The following is a 14,508-nucleotide window of genomic DNA, read 5'->3' as shown; positions in this document are numbered from 1 at the left end:
TTACTCCAGGGGAATACGGGTGTCGCCGGGCGCCAGGCGCAGTGCGCCCTGCCCGTCCGGCAATAACAGGATCACCTCGGTGGTCAGGCCGGAAAAGGTAGCCAGAAACGGCAGCGTGACATCGGTGAGCTTGTCCGGGGACTGACACTGGAAGGTCCATTCCGCTTCCACGTCCGCATGATGGCTATGATCATGGTCGTGCTGAGGGCTATCCGGAAACAGCGCTGCTACTCCGGTGCGGGTTTCATGGCTGAGAGTGCAGTCGGCAGGGCCGGACGGCTGCGGTTCGCTTACCTGTTTCAGACGATCCTCGTAACGGACCCGGGCGGCGGCATCCACTGGCGGCTGTTCGGTGCCGAGAATATCCATCAGCGGCGCGCGGAAACTGACGGTGAGGCTTTGCCCTTCCACCACCACCGCCGCCTCGGCCAGGCCGTGTTGATGCACCTCGGCGGCGACAGCCGGATTGCCCGCCAACAGCAATAACCCGGCCAGGCTCTCAAGCAGTACGAATTTCTTCATGGTGACTCTCACATTCCTTGCAGGCCCGGATGTTAGCCACATGGGTGGCAACCAGACAGATTCCGACCAGGCTGGTGAGCAGCGGTTCCCACAGGGTGTCGTGCAGTGCCGCTTCGAAGATAGTCAGCAGGCACAGTACGGCCAGCGCCACCAGGCCAGGCAACAACACCCGACGCCGACGATGCCGGCGATAGCCAACCACCATGGCGAGCACACTGACCGGCACAATGAGCGCCAGCAGTGCCTGATGGAACAGCTCATCCACACCACCAACCACCGACAGCAAGCCAATGGCAAACAGCCCGGCGACGCTGGCCACACAATGAATCATACACAAACCGGACAGGGCGATGGCCGCCTGGTCCAGACGTAAACGTGACATGGTTGTCTCCCGGTTTTCAAAAAAGCAGCAAGCTTCAAGCTGCAAGCTACAACGCGGGAAAGCCCGGCAGATAACGATAAGCACCGAGCCCGCGTTTGATTGTGATACTCGCGATAGCAAGCATCGCTTCCCACATCGCCCTGAAACGACCCAGAGCCTGTTATTTCCCTGTGGGAAGCGATGCTCGTATCGCGAAATCAACCTTGAAGCGCGGCAATCAAAAGTCTCGTATGTCCCCGGACTTTCCCGCGTTGCAACTTTGAACTTGAAACTGGTTTTGATCGCGCCGCCAGCGCCGCTCCTACGGCAGAGATTGCAAACCATCGTGCGTTCGCTATCGCCATAGGGGTTTTATAAACGCGTGTTACCTGTATTTAACCCACGTTGCAGTTCGCACAACGGCCATGCACTTCCAGCAAGGGGTTCTGCTGAGTCACGAATCCCAGGCTGTTGAGGCTGTGCTGCAACTCACTGATGGCCGCCCCGGCCATGGGGGTTTCCTGCACGGCACCGCAATCGTCACAGAGCAGGAACACCGTGCCCTGATGACCGTGATGGCAGGTGATGTGATCGCAGGCCAGATACTGGTTGGTGGAGCTGAGCCGGTGGGCGAGCCCCTGTTGCACCAGAAACTCCAGCGCCCGGTAGATGGTGGGCGGCTGGGCGTTGCTCTGGTACTGGGCCTTGAACTGATCCAGTAGCTGGTAGGCACTTTGTGGACCGGACTGGGCCAGCAGCAACGCCATCACCTGACGACGCTGAGGAGTCATGCGCACGCCCTGCTCGCGGCAATGCTGTTCGGCGCTGGCGAGAATCTGGTCAGTGCGGTTCATGACAGTCCTATATATCCAGTGTGACCAGCAGGCGTTGCTGACCGGGAGACACGGGCGGGGACCGGTGGACCACGCCCGTGCCCGGATTATCCCGCCAGGTGTCGCCTTTGAACAGGGCTACCTGGCCGGCCTCCAGTTGTTGCACGCTATCAGCCGCATAGCGGCCCTTCTGCTCAACACCCGGCACCAGCAGACCGGCAGGCACCGACGGGGCCGGCAGCCACTGGCTACCCGGGCCGCCATAGGTACACAGCAGGCGCACGGGAATACGATCCACATGGAAGCGCGGGCACATGGGCTTTTCCAGGGCCGTCACCCGCAGCCCCACACCAGTGGCACCGAACAGACAAGCCATCATGTCCGCCAGCAACGCCAGGTCCTCACGCAGTGGCGCGAAATCATCCCCTGGCAGGGAACGCATCATGGAGGCTGGCAGATCGGCCACATCCAGCCAGCTTTTTACCGCCAGTTTCTCCCTGCAGGCCAGTTGCACGACCTGCTGATCCAGCGGGCTATGGCGATCCCACACCGCCACCTGCACCGGGTCCAACATCACATCGGCGAGCACCCCGGCGTCATCGCGCATCACCAGGCCCGGTGCGGCATAGGCCTTGGGCAATGTCTTTGCACCCATCATCCGGCCATCTCCCATTGTGGGAACGGGTCGTCAAGTTGCTGCCATAATTCCTTGCCGGCGAGCATCTCCTCTTCCGTGAGCAGACAGGCATCCAGCGCATTGCGGGTGGCTTCCGGTTGCAGGTTGTGGCCGATGAAGACCAGTTCCTGGCGCATGTCGCCGAAGGGTTCCTGCCACTTTTCCATGATCATGGCGCGGTATTCCGGGTCCGTGGGCCAGTGCTGGTCCGGTACGGTTTTCCAGAATAGGCCGGCGGGACCATGGTGGGCAATCTCCCCGGCCTGGCTCCAGTTACCGGCAAATTGCGGGCGACTGGCCAACCAGAAGAACCCCTTGGAGCGCAGCAGCGTGCCGTAGGGCCAGGGCTGTTGCAGAAAGTCCCAGAACCGCTGCGGATGGAAGGGGCGGCGGGCTTCATAGCTGAAACTGCTGATGCCGTATTCCTCGCTTTCCGGCAAGTGTTCGCCACGCATTTCCTTGAGCCAGCCCGGCGCCTGCTGGGCTTTTTCAAAGTCGAACAGGCCGGTATCCAGCACTGCGTCCAGGGGAACCATGCCGTGCTTGATGGGGATAATGCGTGCTTCCGGATTGAGCAGCCGCAAGGTGGCGGTGAGCGTGTCCAGCTCGGCATCGCTGACCAGGTCGGTTTTACTGATCAGCAACACATCGCAGAATTCCACCTGCTCCACCAGCAGGTCCACCACGTTGCGCTGATCCTCCTCACCCAGGCTTTCGCCCTCTTCCTGCAGGGTGCGGGCACTGCGGTAGTCGCGCAGGAAATTCACCGCATCCACCACGGTGACCATGGTATCCAGCCGCGCTACCGTGGACAGGCTGTCGCCGTTTTCGTCTTCGAAGGTGAACGTTTCCGCCACCGGTAGTGGCTCGGAAATGCCGGTGGACTCGATCACCAGATAATCAAAGCGCCTTTCACGGGACAGCCGGGTCACTTCCAGCAACAGGTCTTCGCGGAGCGTGCAGCAGATGCAGCCGTTGCTCATTTCCACCAGCTTTTCTTCGGCGCGGTTCAGTGACACCTCATTGCTGACCAGCGCCGCATCGATATTGATCTCGCTCATGTCGTTGACGATCACTGCCACCCGCAGGCCGGCACGGTTGTTGAGAATATGATTGAGGACGGTGGTTTTCCCCGCGCCAAGAAAACCCGACAACACGGTAACGGGTAGCTGGCGCGCGGGAGCAGCTTGCTGGGTAGTCATGAAATCATCCAGTTCGTGAATGGGCATAATGTCTTTCGTTGGCTTCCAGCCGGGTTTAACAGGCTGCTGGGCGGCATTCATGTAATCCGCCTCGGGCATGGCCAGCAGGGCCTTGTCACTGAGCACGTCCGACATGATGGCCTCCTGTTAAGTTATGTTATAACATAACAATAGATGGACACAATCACAGCAACGGAAATCACGCCCATGGCATTCCCGATTCCTGCCAGCTATGGCGAATGGCGGCATTGCATTACTGAGGCTTGCGGACTGGTTCTGACAGAAACCTTCATACACCAGCGCCTGGCGGCGCTGGAAAATCCCGATGACTACATGACCCGGAAATTTATCGCTCTGTACGGAGAGACCCACAGGCGACAGACCCGGGCCTGGTTCGCCCGGGCTCTGGACGAGCTTGCTGAATCCCCTACTCGGAACCGGCGTTGAAAGGCTCCACCTGGTAGCCCGCATCCTTGAACATCACCCGCAGGCTGTCCGGACCACCCAGATGCAGGGCCCCGACCAGCACCAGGTTCGGTGTGCCTTTGGTCATGGCCTGCTGGATTTTTGGATACCACTGGCGATTACGCTCGATAATCAGGTTCCGGTAGATACCTGGGTATTCGGTCTCCATTTCATCGGCACCCAGCAAGGTGTAGAGGGCATCCATATCGCCTTTTCGCCAGGCGCTGATTGCCTCTTCCATCATGCCATCCATGTGCTCGATGCCTTCCAGGGAGGACTCGATCAGGGCGTCGCTGTCCTCTTCATTAAGCTGCGCCATGAAGGACAGCAGGGTATCGCTGGATTCCAGAAAACCCAGTGTCTTGCCCTGCTGGTTGGCCCGGGTGAAATAAAATTCGTCCACCCCCCGGCCAAAGCCCTGGCGGCCCAACTCATGGACGGTCATGGCCATGGAGACCATGGCCGGCTTGAAGCCCTGATAGGTGACCAGCGGAAAATTGGCCTGGGCGGAGTAATCCTGCAATTGCCGCCAGACCGGAGCCGACAGATCATCTTTCAGGGTGCGCCCGGACGGCTGCATCATCATCTGCGTCAGTCGCCGGGAAAACGCCGGCGTGGCCGACTCGGACAAATTGGATTCCAGATACACCTGCCCCGCCTGCTCAAAGGCCTGCTGCATGGCGGCCGGTGGCGGCAGATCCGTCGGACGCAGGAAATGCACGGTGGCCCCCAGCCGGATACGTTTGCCATCCTTGCTGACTTCCCAGACCGGATCCGCCTGAAGCCAGGGCGCCAGAGACAGCACAACCACCAGCACCGCAAACCGTCGAATCATCGATAACCCCATCACAACCCCCATTGTTTTCTTCCAGTGTGGTCAGCTTGCGGTGAAAAAGAAAGATTGATGCGACCCAGGATGCCGGGGTTATTCTCCAACGGTTCGAATACGAGGATGCTTTGCAAGAAACCCGGGCTGGCGAACCGGAAAGTCACGTTATTGCAGCAAAGGCAACAACCCGCCAAGCGCCCCGGCGGCGATCAGATTCAGTACGATACCGGCACGAATCATGGTCCTCTGTGGGACATGTCCGCTGCCGTAGACCATGGCATTGGGCGGTGTGGCCACGGGTAGCATGAAGGCGCAACTGGCGGCAAACGCTACCAGCAGGGCAACAGTGACCGGGTCGGCGCCCACCGAAGAGGCCACCGGCATCAGCAGCGGCACCAGCAGGGCGGCACTGGCGGTATTGCTGGCCAGCTCGGTGAGAAAGATCACGAAGGATGCGATAACCAGATACACCAGCCAGGGCTGACCACCAGGTAGCACCTGACTGATACCGTCTGCCAGCCAGGCACTGGTACCGGAACTCTGCAGCAGCATGGACAGCGTGATCCCGCCTCCAAACAACAGCAATACGCCCCAGTTCGCATGCGCTTCAATATGCTGCCAGCTCACGCAACGGCTAATCCCCAGCAGGACAATGGCCATGCAGGCCACCCAGCTATCAAAGGATGTTTCAATGCCCAACCTGTCCCCCAGCGGTGCACCGAAAACCCACAACCCCACCGTCAGCAGAAAAATTGCCAGCGTCATTATCGCGCCGGGGGTGGTCGGGAAAGGCAGGATGGTTTTCACATCCACTCTTGGCAGATTGGCTTCCGGGCGGGTGGTGTAAAACAGCACCAGCAGGGCCAGCGGAAACAGCAACAGAAACGCCGGGATACCCACAGCCAGCCAGTCGTTGAATGACCAACCCAGCGCCGCTGCCGCAATGGCATTGGGGGGACTGCCCACCAGGGTGGCCATGCCGCCGATATTGGCGGACCAGGCCAGGGCCAGCAGCAGAAATATCCGGTAACGGGGATGACTGTCGGCCAGGGGGGCAGACAAACCCAGGGCGATGGGTAACAGCATGGCAGTGGTAGCCGTATTGCTGATCCACATGGACAGCAGTGCTGTGGTCACCGCCAGCAATAACGCCGCTGGCAACGCCCTGCCCCCGGCAAGGGTGAGCAATCGTTGCGCCAGCCAACGATCAATACCGTGCTCACCCAGCGCCGCCGCCAGGGCAAAGCCTCCCAGAAACAGTGCCACGACGGGATGGGCAAAGCCGGCCAGCGCGCGATCCAGGTCCGCCAATCCCAGACCCACGCCAAGCACCGGCACCAGCAGCGCGGTAAACGTGAGCGGAATGGCTTCACTGAGCCACAGCAGGCCGATCAGCACAAACAGGGCCAACCCGGCTCCGATTTTGGGGTCAGCAGGCAGATGGTATGCCATTACAGCGGCCACAACGGCCATGGCAATCAGCAGGAATCGCATGGTTGTTATTCTGTTGCCGGTTCAGCCCGAGCTTACGTACTGCCTGCGGTAATAACCAGTGTCCACACTGGAACAACCTCTCCCTGACCTCACAGTACCGGCATGCTAGGGTTAGGCCCCATGGATACGATTAAACAACTCGAAACGGCCATGGGTCAGGTTGTCGGTTTTCTCTGGGGGCCACCGCTGGTAGTCCTGCTGGTGGGCGGCGGTCTGTTCTTCCTGCTTTATTCCCGCCTGCTACCCTACCGCTACCTGCCGCAAAGCGTGCGCCTGCTGTGGCGTAAACCGGACCACGATGATCCCGGGCAACTTTCCCATTTCCAGGCACTGAGCACCGCCCTGTCCGGCACTCTGGGCATGGGCAATGTGTCCGGGGTGGCCATTGCCATCGCCATGGGCGGACCCGGCGCGATTTTCTGGATGTGGATCAGCGCCCTTGTCGGTATCGCCACCAAGTTCTATACCTGCACCCTGGCGGTAATGTTCCGCGGCCAGGACAGCGAGGGCCAGTGGCAAGGTGGCCCCATGTATGTGGTGCGCGAAGGGCTGGGGAAAAAGTGGCTGCCGCTGGCCTATTTCTTTGCCGTGGCAGGGCTGCTGGGCACTATGCCGATCTTCCAGATCAACCAACTGGTACAGGTGCTGCGCGACACCCTGGCGATTCCCGCCGGCCTGGCCAGCGATGATGCCCACTTCACGTTTGACCTGATGGTTGGCCTGGGGCTCGCGCTGGTGGTGATGGTGGTGGCGCTGGGCAAACTGCCCCGGCTGGGCCGGGTTACCGGCATGCTGGTACCGACCATGGTGGCGGGCTATCTGCTGCTTACCGCTGTGGTGCTGATCAGCCATGCAGGCGAAATCCCCGCCGCTTTTGTAATGATTTTCGAGGACGCTTTCAGCGGCAATGCCGTGGCCGGCGGCGTGGTAGGCACCGTGATTATTACCGGCATCCGCCGGGCCGCGTTTTCCAACGAAGCCGGCATCGGTACCGAAGCCATGGCCCATGGCGCCGCCCAGACCAAGGAGCCTATCCGTGAAGGTATGGTGGCCATGCTGGGGCCGGTAATCGATACGCTGATCGTGTGCACCTGCACCGCCCTGGTGATTCTGATCAGCGGCGTCTGGCAAAGCGGTGAAAGCAACGGTGTTACCCTCACCGCCAACGCCTTCAGCGACCTCTTTCCCCACGGTGGCGGGATCATTCTGGCGGTGCTGGTCTCTCTGCTGAGCCTGAGTACTGTCTTTACTTTCTGGTACTACGGCAGCAAATGCCTGGGCTTTCTGATCGGCGCAAAATACCAGCACCATTACATCTGGTGGTATCTGGTACTGGTGGTACTGGGCGCGGTGGCATCGCTGAAACTGGTGGTTAGCCTGATCGACTCCATGTACGCGCTGATGGCGATCCCGACCATGACCTCTGCCCTGCTGCTGGCACCGAAGGTGAATCAGGCAGCGCGACGTTACCTCAAGTCGTCGCAAGCACCTCAGTAAGCTGGTCGAAACCGGTCGTTTCTGCCTGATACTTGCCGGTTTTTTGAGGATCGTAGAAACAGCTGATCATTTCAGCCCGACGGGCGGCCTGCAGGTCATAGATGAAGTCTCCCACGTAGACCACGTTGCCAGGAGGCAGGCCCCAGGCGTTGGCGATATGCAGCAGACCATCCGGCGCCGGCTTTGGCGGGCAATCCTCTCGCGCCAGCAACATGTCCACCCGGATGCCCAGACGGGACAGGGTCAGGTCCGCCACTTCCCGGGCATTACGGGTAAGAATGGCGGTGGGCAGGTTACGGCGTTCGCAATACTGAAGGCAGTCGCGGGCACCAGGCATCCATTCCGCCCGCTCGGCGCCGCGACGTTCATGTTCCAGAACAATCTGCTCCGCAGCCTGGCGCGCCTGTTCAGGCAGTGACGCAATATATTCCAGCACACCCACCCCATCCGGGCAGGCCAGTTCGCGGCGGATGGCGGTAAAGTCCAGACGCGAATCCACCAGGGTGCCATCCAGATCGAAGATCAGTCCCTGTATCGATGACAGGGCCGCAGAGTCAGGTATTTTCATCAACGTAGTGTACCCCGCTCAAGCGTGAAGCCGGCAACAAGGGCCGCTATCCACCACACAAAATCTGGGTGATACTGGCATTCTACACCACCGGCGCCCTGTTTCTTGGCTGGCGTCCCATCGAACTGATCGGCGCGGAAGTGGGCTACTATGATTTCGGTGAACAGGAAGCGGACAACGGCACCAAAATCGAAGGTGGCGCTGTCACCCTGGCGGGGCTGCTGAGTTTCGAACTGGGTCCGGTGGGCCTGTACGGCAAGGCCGGGGTAGCGGATACGGACTTCGATATCCGCAATGCCGCCGGAGACGATGACGACTCATCCACGGATGCCTTCGGCGGGGTCGGTGCCACCGTGGACCTGCTCGACAAGCTGTACTTTTATGGTGAGTTCGTGCATTTCGATAACGATGCGGGCGTAGACATGGTCGGCGCAGGTTTGCGTTACCACTTCTAGGGGCCTATAAAAATTCCCAACCGTCCTGACGCTCTGTGGGAAGCGATACTTGCATCGCTTCCCACATGAGAAATGACGTTTTTCAGAGGTTCGCTTGCAAGCAAGTCCCTGCGGGTAACCGGTCAGGGTGTCTGGGCATGCATCCGGTCCAGGGCCTGCACCCGGGCCAACTCGTTCTCTTCAAACAGCTGTTGCTGCAGCCGGGCCAGAGCCACCTGTTGATCCGTGTGTGACAGGCCACTGTTGATCAGCTGCTCGCGTTGCTGACGATACGCCCCGTAGCGCTGATCCCATTCTTGCCGTTGCTGCTCCAACGCCTCGAAGCGCTCCGCGGCCTGGGCCCCGAAAGTCTGTTCCCGTAATGCCCTGATCTCCGCCTCACTGGCACCCTGCTCTCGCAGTGCCTGGGTACGCTGTTCCAGTTTTACTGGCGCGCGGGTGTCATGAAGCATCTGCTGCATGCCCTGGGGCAAACTCTGCTCAAGGTTGGCCAGCTGTTGCTCGCGCTCGGCAGGCGACAGGTCGTCATCCTCAAGTAATGCCTGCCGTTCGATCATGTAACGGTCGTAGGTCAGTATTTTCATCAACGTAGTGTACCCTTGCCTCAAGCGTGAAGCCGGCAACAAGGGCCGCTATCCACCACACAAAATCTGGGTATGGTGGCCATGCTGGGGCCGGTAATCGATACGCTGATCGTGTGCACCTGCACCGCCCTGGTGATTCTGATCAGCGGCGTCTGGCAAAGCGGTGAAAGCAACGGTGTTACCCTCACCGCCAACGCCTTCAGCGACCTCTTTCCCCACGGTGGCGGGATCATTCTGGCGGTGCTGGTCTCTCTGCTGAGCCTGAGTACTGTCTTTACTTTCTGGTACTACGGCAGCAAATGCCTGGGCTTTCTGATCGGCGCAAAATACCAGCACCATTACATCTGGTGGTATCTGGTACTGGTGGTACTGGGCGCGGTGGCATCGCTGAAACTGGTGGTTAGCCTGATCGACTCCATGTACGCGCTGATGGCGATCCCGACCATGACCTCTGCCCTGCTGCTGGCACCGAAGGTGAATCAGGCAGCGCGACGTTACCTCAAGTCGTCGCAAGCACCTCAGTAAGCTGGTCGAAACCGGTAAGGTGCCAGTCCGTTTCTGCCTGATACTTGCCGGTTTTTTGAGGATCGTAGAAACAGCTGATCATTTCAGCCCGACGGGCGGCCTGCAGGTCATAGATGAAGTCTCCCACGTAGACCACGTTGCCAGGAGGCAGGCCCCAGGCGTTGGCGATATGCAGCAGACCATCCGGCGCCGGCTTTGGCGGGCAATCCTCTCGCGCCAGCAACATGTCCACCCGGATGCCCAGACGGGACAGGGTCAGGTCCGCCACTTCCCGGGCATTACGGGTAAGAATGGCGGTGGGCAGGTTACGGCGTTCGCAATACTGAAGGCAGTCGCGGGCACCAGGCATCCATTCCGCCCGCTCGGCGCCGCGACGTTCATGTTCCAGAACAATCTGCTCCGCAGCCTGGCGCGCCTGTTCAGGCAGTGACGCAATATATTCCAGCACACCCACCCCATCCGGGCAGGCCAGTTCGCGGCGGATGGCGGTAAAGTCCAGACGCGAATCCACCAGGGTGCCATCCAGATCGAAGATCAGTCCCTGTATCGATGACAGGGCCGCAGAGTCAGGTATTTTCATCAACGTAGTGTACCCCGCTCAAGCGTGAAGCCGGCAACAAGGGCCGCTATCCACCACACAAAATCTGGGTGATACTGGCATTCTGATTCATTAGGGAGTGATGTTTATGAAACGCTTTGGACAAGCACTCACCGGCCTGACCTTGTTGTCACTGGTGCCGCTCGCCAGTGCCGGCGGGATATATATCGGTGGCGGTCTTTACAACGCCTCCGTGGATGAAAAGATCGACAACGTGGATTTTGACGACGACGACACCACCGGCGCCCTGTTTCTTGGCTGGCGTCCCATCGAACTGATCGGCGCGGAAGTGGGCTACTATGATTTCGGTGAACAGGAAGCGGACAACGGCACCAAAATCGAAGGTGGCGCTGTCACCCTGGCGGGGCTGCTGAGTTTCGAACTGGGTCCGGTGGGCCTGTACGGCAAGGCCGGGGTAGCGGATACGGACTTCGATATCCGCAATGCCGCCGGAGACGATGACGACTCATCCACGGATGCCTTCGGCGGGGTCGGTGCCACCGTGGACCTGCTCGACAAGCTGTACTTTTATGGTGAGTTCGTGCATTTCGATAACGATGCGGGCGTAGACATGGTCGGCGCAGGTTTGCGTTACCACTTCTAGGGGCCTATAAAAATTCCCAACCGTCCTGACGCTCTGTGGGAAGCGATACTTGCATCGCTTCCCACATGAGAAATGACGTTTTTCAGAGGTTCGCTTGCAAGCAAGTCCCTGCGGGTAACCGGTCAGGGTGTCTGGGCATGCATCCGGTCCAGGGCCTGCACCCGGGCCAACTCGTTCTCTTCAAACAGCTGTTGCTGCAGCCGGGCCAGAGCCACCTGTTGATCCGTGTGTGACAGGCCACTGTTGATCAGCTGCTCGCGTTGCTGACGATACGCCCCGTAGCGCTGATCCCATTCTTGCCGTTGCTGCTCCAACGCCTCGAAGCGCTCCGCGGCCTGGGCCCCGAAAGTCTGTTCCCGTAATGCCCTGATCTCCGCCTCACTGGCACCCTGCTCTCGCAGTGCCTGGGTACGCTGTTCCAGTTTTACTGGCGCGCGGGTGTCATGAAGCATCTGCTGCATGCCCTGGGGCAAACTCTGCTCAAGGTTGGCCAGCTGTTGCTCGCGCTCGGCAGGCGACAGGTCGTCATCCTCAAGTAATGCCTGCCGTTCGATCATGTAACGGTCGTAGGTCATGTCCAGCCCGTAGAAGGCATCAGCCACTTCCGGCCCCAGATAGGCCTGCTGCATATCATGGCGCTGGCTAATGGCCGCACGCATGGCCGTGACGCTGCCATCGTGTTCCGGCAATTGCTCCATGGCGTTGCGCAGGGCCATGTATTGCTCGTAAAGCGCCCAGGCCTGTCGCGCAGCCTGCGGAGGCAATTGGTCTGACAGATACCCCGCCAGACGGGCCTGAATATCCTCCAGGGATTCTTCACCCAGCGCCGTCAGAAAATAATCAAACACCTGGCGAATAGCCGGATTGATCAGCAGATCACCAGTGGCAGAGACCTGCAGGCCTCCGTCCACACTAGTGCCGCTCAAGGAGGTCGGCATCGGACCCAATTCGCTGGCCCGCTGGCGATAATGATCGTAGCCAGCGGTGTCAGCCAGTCCTGGACGTGCAGGCTCAGACACCCTGGTGCCGGCGGTGTCCGTTGCCGTATCTGCCGAGCTGTCCTGCTCAGATGCTCCCGGCAAGCCCCAGATCAGTAATGCCGCCATTAATACAAGCAGCACTAAACCCACAAGATAGCGTTTTTCCATGGTTATCCCCTTTTTGTTGTTCTTTGGGTTATTCAGAGGCTCCCTAACTTTCCTCCAGGCCCAGCAGACGACTGAAGAAGGGTGACGCCATCATCTCTTGCCAATCGTGTCGGTTACCCAGCATGGCGATACACAAACGCCCCATGACCTCAATATAACGGGGCATCTCAGTGTGTTCGGCCTGCATGCAAAACTGATAACCGAGATGCTCGATGCCCTGTACCAGAGACGTCAGCGCCAGATCATCCGGGGGTGTCCGACCGTGTTTGACCATGCTGGCATGCAGAATGGCAACGATGCGCTGGTTATGTTCATCGCGATACCGCGAAACCGGTGATGAGCGATCATGCAATTCACGAAATCGTGCCTCCATGAGCAATCCCTGCGAGCGGCCCCAGTTCAGATAACCGCTCAGTGCCATGGGCAGATAGTCATAGAATTCTTTTTGTGGCTGTTCGAAGACTTTTACGAAAAGCCGCTCCACGTCCTCGTTGCAGTGGCGAACAATCTCGTCGATCACATCCACGGCGGAGGAAAAATATTTATAGAAGGTGGGCCGCGACACCTGTGCCTGCTTGAGAATCAGCGCCACTGTAGTGCCATAGGTGCCATACTCCCCGTATACCTCCCGGGCCGCATCAATAATGCGTTCACGGGTGTCCCCGGTTTTTCCGGCAGGCCTTCCCCGCCGTTTCTTTTGCCCTGAACCAGGCTGCATACTTATCACCCTTAACACCGGTGTTACCTTACTACAACTTGTCGCACTGACCAGACATCAGCCCCACAAGCCCATAATGTATTAGAAACAGTACTTTTTTCGTAATGCCGTGCACAGTTAACAGCGTGCTTTTGCCCGCTTATAACAAATAAATATTAACATTACTGTTAATTAATCGCCGCGGTTCCTTTAAGGTGAACCCACTCCTGACCAGGGAGCGCTCGGCGAAGACCCGGCAGTAGCGCCGATAACAATAAACAACAAGGTGATGCCAATGACTCTATCCCGCAGAGCGCCCCTACGCGCGCTCAGTCTAACTCTTTGTATGCTGTTGTCAGCTATCAGCCTTCCCGCCCATGCGGGCTGGTTTGACTGGCTGTTCAAGGACACCTACACCGAAACCCGTTATCCCATCGTGTTGAGCCACGGCCTGTTCGGCTTTGACGACATTGCCGGCTACAACTACTGGTACCGGATTCCCGAGGAACTGCGCCGTAGCGGTGCCGAGGTATATGTCACCCAAGTGGCCGCCGCCAACAGCACGGAGGTGCGCGGCGAGCAGCTGGCCCGTCAGGTGGAAGCCATTATTGCAGCCACCGGTGCGGAAAAAGTGAACCTGATCGGCCACAGCCATGGCGGACCGACCGTTCGCTATGTAGCGTCGGTGTATCCGGACTATGTGGCATCAGCCACCGCCGTGGCCGGCCCCCACACCGGCGCCCGTATGGCCGATGTATTACTCGGGGTACAGGAAGCCCTGCCACTGGCCGGGGATGTCCTCGGCAGCATCGTCAATGCGGCAACCGGATTCCTGGACCTGATTTCCGGTGGCGGCTACGAGCAGGATTCGCTGGCAGCCCTTTATTCCCTGTCCACTCAGGGCAGCACCGAATTCAACAGCCATCACCCGGAAGGGTTGCCGGAAGACGCCTGTGGCCACGCGCCAGAAGTGGCAGATAACGGCGTGCGCTACTACTCCTGGTCCGGCGCCAAGCCACTGACCAATGCGCTGGATATCAGCGATGCCGGCATGGGCCTGCTCGCCCTGCTCTACCTGGGCGAAAAGAACGATGGCTTGGTGTCCAGCTGCTCCAGTCATCTGGGGCTGGTGATCCGCGATGACTATCGAATGAACCATCTGGATGAAGTTAACCAGATCGCAGGCCTGGTCAGCCCTTTCGAAACCAATCCTGCGGCGGTATTCCGCCAGCATGCCAACCGGCTTAAAAACCGGGGACTCTGAATTGGCAAAACAAGAAGAAAAAGTAATGGGAGAGCAGTTTCTTTGAGGGCGCCGCACGGCGCCCTTTTCTTTGGTCCTTCGCAAACGCCAGCGCAATCCAGGGCGCAGGGCTCAGTACACCCTACGCAATCTGTCCGACCTCGGCGCTATTTCCCGGGCAAGCGTCACACTGTCATGCGATCGACA

General features: G+C 59.3%; 18 protein-coding genes. 6 read left to right on the top strand and 12 right to left on the bottom strand.

The window, feature by feature from the left end:
* From KZ772_RS00420 to zigA, 5 genes are all read right to left on the bottom strand, one after another.
* On the bottom strand, nucleotides 1–522 hold the full coding sequence (locus KZ772_RS00420) for a DUF2796 domain-containing protein (protein ID WP_290537951.1): 522 nt from the start codon (nucleotides 520–522) through the stop codon (nucleotides 1–3).
* Nucleotides 500–904 (bottom strand): MerC domain-containing protein, encoded by a 405-nt coding sequence (locus tag KZ772_RS00415; RefSeq protein ID WP_290537950.1) that lies wholly within the window; start codon nucleotides 902–904, stop codon nucleotides 500–502. Before KZ772_RS00415 ends, KZ772_RS00420 begins: the two co-directional genes overlap by 23 nt.
* Nucleotides 905–1,278: 374 nt before the next feature.
* Complete coding sequence (locus KZ772_RS00410) at nucleotides 1,279–1,737, bottom strand: transcriptional repressor (RefSeq protein WP_290537949.1); 459 nt, start codon at nucleotides 1,735–1,737, stop codon at nucleotides 1,279–1,281.
* A gap of 7 nt (nucleotides 1,738–1,744) precedes the next feature.
* Entirely contained in the window at nucleotides 1,745–2,374 is a 630-nt protein-coding gene (locus tag KZ772_RS00405) for a DUF1826 domain-containing protein (protein WP_290537948.1), read from the bottom strand.
* Nucleotides 2,371–3,594, bottom strand: a complete 1,224-nt coding sequence (gene zigA, locus KZ772_RS00400; protein ID WP_290539504.1) for a zinc metallochaperone GTPase ZigA — start codon at nucleotides 3,592–3,594, stop codon at nucleotides 2,371–2,373. The genes KZ772_RS00405 and zigA overlap by 4 nt, the downstream gene beginning before the upstream one ends.
* A 207-nt stretch (nucleotides 3,595–3,801) precedes the next feature.
* Between zigA and KZ772_RS00395 the strand changes: the two genes are divergently transcribed.
* A complete protein-coding gene (locus KZ772_RS00395) occupies nucleotides 3,802–4,041 on the top strand; it encodes a hypothetical protein (protein ID WP_290537947.1) in 240 nt (79 codons plus the stop codon).
* On the opposite strand, the gene KZ772_RS00390 is transcribed toward KZ772_RS00395, so the two are convergent.
* Nucleotides 4,022–4,894, bottom strand: a complete 873-nt coding sequence (locus KZ772_RS00390) for a TraB/GumN family protein (RefSeq protein ID WP_290537946.1) — start codon at nucleotides 4,892–4,894, stop codon at nucleotides 4,022–4,024. The genes KZ772_RS00395 and KZ772_RS00390 overlap by 20 nt on opposite strands.
* A gap of 159 nt (nucleotides 4,895–5,053) precedes the next feature.
* On the bottom strand, nucleotides 5,054–6,382 hold the full coding sequence (locus KZ772_RS00385) for an SLC13 family permease (RefSeq protein WP_290537945.1): 1,329 nt from the start codon (nucleotides 6,380–6,382) through the stop codon (nucleotides 5,054–5,056).
* Between the two features lie 120 nt (nucleotides 6,383–6,502).
* Between KZ772_RS00385 and KZ772_RS00380 the strand changes: the two genes are divergently transcribed.
* Entirely contained in the window at nucleotides 6,503–7,879 is a 1,377-nt protein-coding gene (locus KZ772_RS00380; protein WP_290537944.1) for an alanine/glycine:cation symporter family protein, read from the top strand.
* Here the strand turns inward: KZ772_RS00380 and KZ772_RS00375 are convergent.
* Nucleotides 7,854–8,447, bottom strand: coding sequence for an HAD family hydrolase (locus KZ772_RS00375; protein WP_290537943.1), 594 nt, complete (start codon nucleotides 8,445–8,447; stop codon nucleotides 7,854–7,856). The two genes, KZ772_RS00380 and KZ772_RS00375, sit on opposite strands and share 26 nt — an antisense overlap.
* A 68-nt stretch (nucleotides 8,448–8,515) precedes the next feature.
* Here KZ772_RS00375 and KZ772_RS00370 point away from each other — a divergent pair, with 68 nt between their 5' ends.
* Nucleotides 8,516–8,902, top strand: coding sequence for an outer membrane beta-barrel protein (locus KZ772_RS00370; RefSeq protein WP_290537942.1), 387 nt, complete (start codon nucleotides 8,516–8,518; stop codon nucleotides 8,900–8,902).
* A 122-nt stretch (nucleotides 8,903–9,024) separates the two neighbouring features.
* Here KZ772_RS00370 and KZ772_RS00365 read toward each other — a convergent pair whose 3' ends face one another.
* Nucleotides 9,025–9,486, bottom strand: coding sequence for a lipase secretion chaperone (locus KZ772_RS00365; RefSeq protein WP_290537941.1), 462 nt, complete (start codon nucleotides 9,484–9,486; stop codon nucleotides 9,025–9,027).
* A gap of 81 nt (nucleotides 9,487–9,567) precedes the next feature.
* Here KZ772_RS00365 and KZ772_RS00360 point away from each other — a divergent pair, with 81 nt between their 5' ends.
* The gene (locus tag KZ772_RS00360; protein ID WP_290537940.1) at nucleotides 9,568–10,011 is read left to right on the top strand and encodes an alanine:cation symporter family protein; all 444 of its coding nucleotides are present in this window, start codon (nucleotides 9,568–9,570) and stop codon (nucleotides 10,009–10,011) included.
* On the opposite strand, the gene KZ772_RS00355 is transcribed toward KZ772_RS00360, so the two are convergent.
* Nucleotides 9,986–10,591: an HAD family hydrolase gene (locus KZ772_RS00355; protein ID WP_290537939.1), complete on the bottom strand. Its 606-nt coding sequence runs from the start codon at nucleotides 10,589–10,591 to the stop codon at nucleotides 9,986–9,988. The two genes, KZ772_RS00360 and KZ772_RS00355, sit on opposite strands and share 26 nt — an antisense overlap.
* 106 nt (nucleotides 10,592–10,697) lie before the next feature.
* Here KZ772_RS00355 and KZ772_RS00350 point away from each other — a divergent pair, with 106 nt between their 5' ends.
* Complete coding sequence (locus tag KZ772_RS00350) at nucleotides 10,698–11,213, top strand: outer membrane beta-barrel protein (RefSeq protein ID WP_290537938.1); 516 nt, start codon at nucleotides 10,698–10,700, stop codon at nucleotides 11,211–11,213.
* A gap of 122 nt (nucleotides 11,214–11,335) precedes the next feature.
* Here KZ772_RS00350 and KZ772_RS00345 read toward each other — a convergent pair whose 3' ends face one another.
* Nucleotides 11,336–12,361: a lipase secretion chaperone gene (locus tag KZ772_RS00345; RefSeq protein WP_290537937.1), complete on the bottom strand. Its 1,026-nt coding sequence runs from the start codon at nucleotides 12,359–12,361 to the stop codon at nucleotides 11,336–11,338.
* Between the two features lie 43 nt (nucleotides 12,362–12,404).
* Entirely contained in the window at nucleotides 12,405–13,079 is a 675-nt protein-coding gene (locus tag KZ772_RS00340) for a TetR/AcrR family transcriptional regulator (protein WP_290537936.1), read from the bottom strand.
* 325 nt (nucleotides 13,080–13,404) lie between these two features.
* On the opposite strand from KZ772_RS00340, the gene KZ772_RS00335 reads away from it, so the two are divergent.
* Nucleotides 13,405–14,322 (top strand): triacylglycerol lipase, encoded by a 918-nt coding sequence (locus tag KZ772_RS00335; protein WP_290539503.1) that lies wholly within the window; start codon nucleotides 13,405–13,407, stop codon nucleotides 14,320–14,322.
* Nucleotides 14,323–14,508 lie beyond the last annotated feature (186 nt).

Source organism: Alcanivorax sp. (assembly GCF_019431375.1).
Classification (GTDB): domain Bacteria; phylum Pseudomonadota; class Gammaproteobacteria; order Pseudomonadales; family Alcanivoracaceae; genus Alcanivorax; species Alcanivorax jadensis_A.
The sequence above is the reverse complement of the archived record's forward strand: the minus strand, read 5'-3'. Positions and strand labels throughout refer to the sequence as shown.

Excerpts from the sequence above, each read along its gene's own strand:
- KZ772_RS00420 (WP_290537951.1), bottom strand. The coding sequence starts at position 522 with ATGAAGAAATTCGTACTGCTTGAGAGCCTGGCCGGGTTATTGCTGTTG.
- KZ772_RS00415 (WP_290537950.1), bottom strand. The coding sequence starts at position 904 with ATGTCACGTTTACGTCTGGACCAGGCGGCCATCGCCCTGTCCGGTTTG.
- KZ772_RS00410 (WP_290537949.1), bottom strand. The coding sequence starts at position 1,737 with ATGAACCGCACTGACCAGATTCTCGCCAGCGCCGAACAGCATTGCCGC.
- KZ772_RS00405 (WP_290537948.1), bottom strand. The coding sequence starts at position 2,374 with ATGATGGGTGCAAAGACATTGCCCAAGGCCTATGCCGCACCGGGCCTG.
- zigA (WP_290539504.1), bottom strand. The coding sequence starts at position 3,594 with ATGACTACCCAGCAAGCTGCTCCCGCGCGCCAGCTACCCGTTACCGTG.
- KZ772_RS00395 (WP_290537947.1), top strand. The coding sequence starts at position 3,802 with ATGGCATTCCCGATTCCTGCCAGCTATGGCGAATGGCGGCATTGCATT.
- KZ772_RS00390 (WP_290537946.1), bottom strand. The coding sequence starts at position 4,894 with ATGATTCGACGGTTTGCGGTGCTGGTGGTTGTGCTGTCTCTGGCGCCC.
- KZ772_RS00385 (WP_290537945.1), bottom strand. The coding sequence starts at position 6,382 with ATGCGATTCCTGCTGATTGCCATGGCCGTTGTGGCCGCTGTAATGGCA.
- KZ772_RS00380 (WP_290537944.1), top strand. The coding sequence starts at position 6,503 with ATGGATACGATTAAACAACTCGAAACGGCCATGGGTCAGGTTGTCGGT.
- KZ772_RS00375 (WP_290537943.1), bottom strand. The coding sequence starts at position 8,447 with ATGAAAATACCTGACTCTGCGGCCCTGTCATCGATACAGGGACTGATC.
- KZ772_RS00365 (WP_290537941.1), bottom strand. The coding sequence starts at position 9,486 with ATGAAAATACTGACCTACGACCGTTACATGATCGAACGGCAGGCATTA.
- KZ772_RS00360 (WP_290537940.1), top strand. The coding sequence starts at position 9,568 with ATGCTGGGGCCGGTAATCGATACGCTGATCGTGTGCACCTGCACCGCC.
- KZ772_RS00355 (WP_290537939.1), bottom strand. The coding sequence starts at position 10,591 with ATGAAAATACCTGACTCTGCGGCCCTGTCATCGATACAGGGACTGATC.
- KZ772_RS00350 (WP_290537938.1), top strand. The coding sequence starts at position 10,698 with ATGAAACGCTTTGGACAAGCACTCACCGGCCTGACCTTGTTGTCACTG.
- KZ772_RS00345 (WP_290537937.1), bottom strand. The coding sequence starts at position 12,361 with ATGGAAAAACGCTATCTTGTGGGTTTAGTGCTGCTTGTATTAATGGCG.
- KZ772_RS00340 (WP_290537936.1), bottom strand. The coding sequence starts at position 13,079 with ATGCAGCCTGGTTCAGGGCAAAAGAAACGGCGGGGAAGGCCTGCCGGA.
- KZ772_RS00335 (WP_290539503.1), top strand. The coding sequence starts at position 13,405 with ATGCTGTTGTCAGCTATCAGCCTTCCCGCCCATGCGGGCTGGTTTGAC.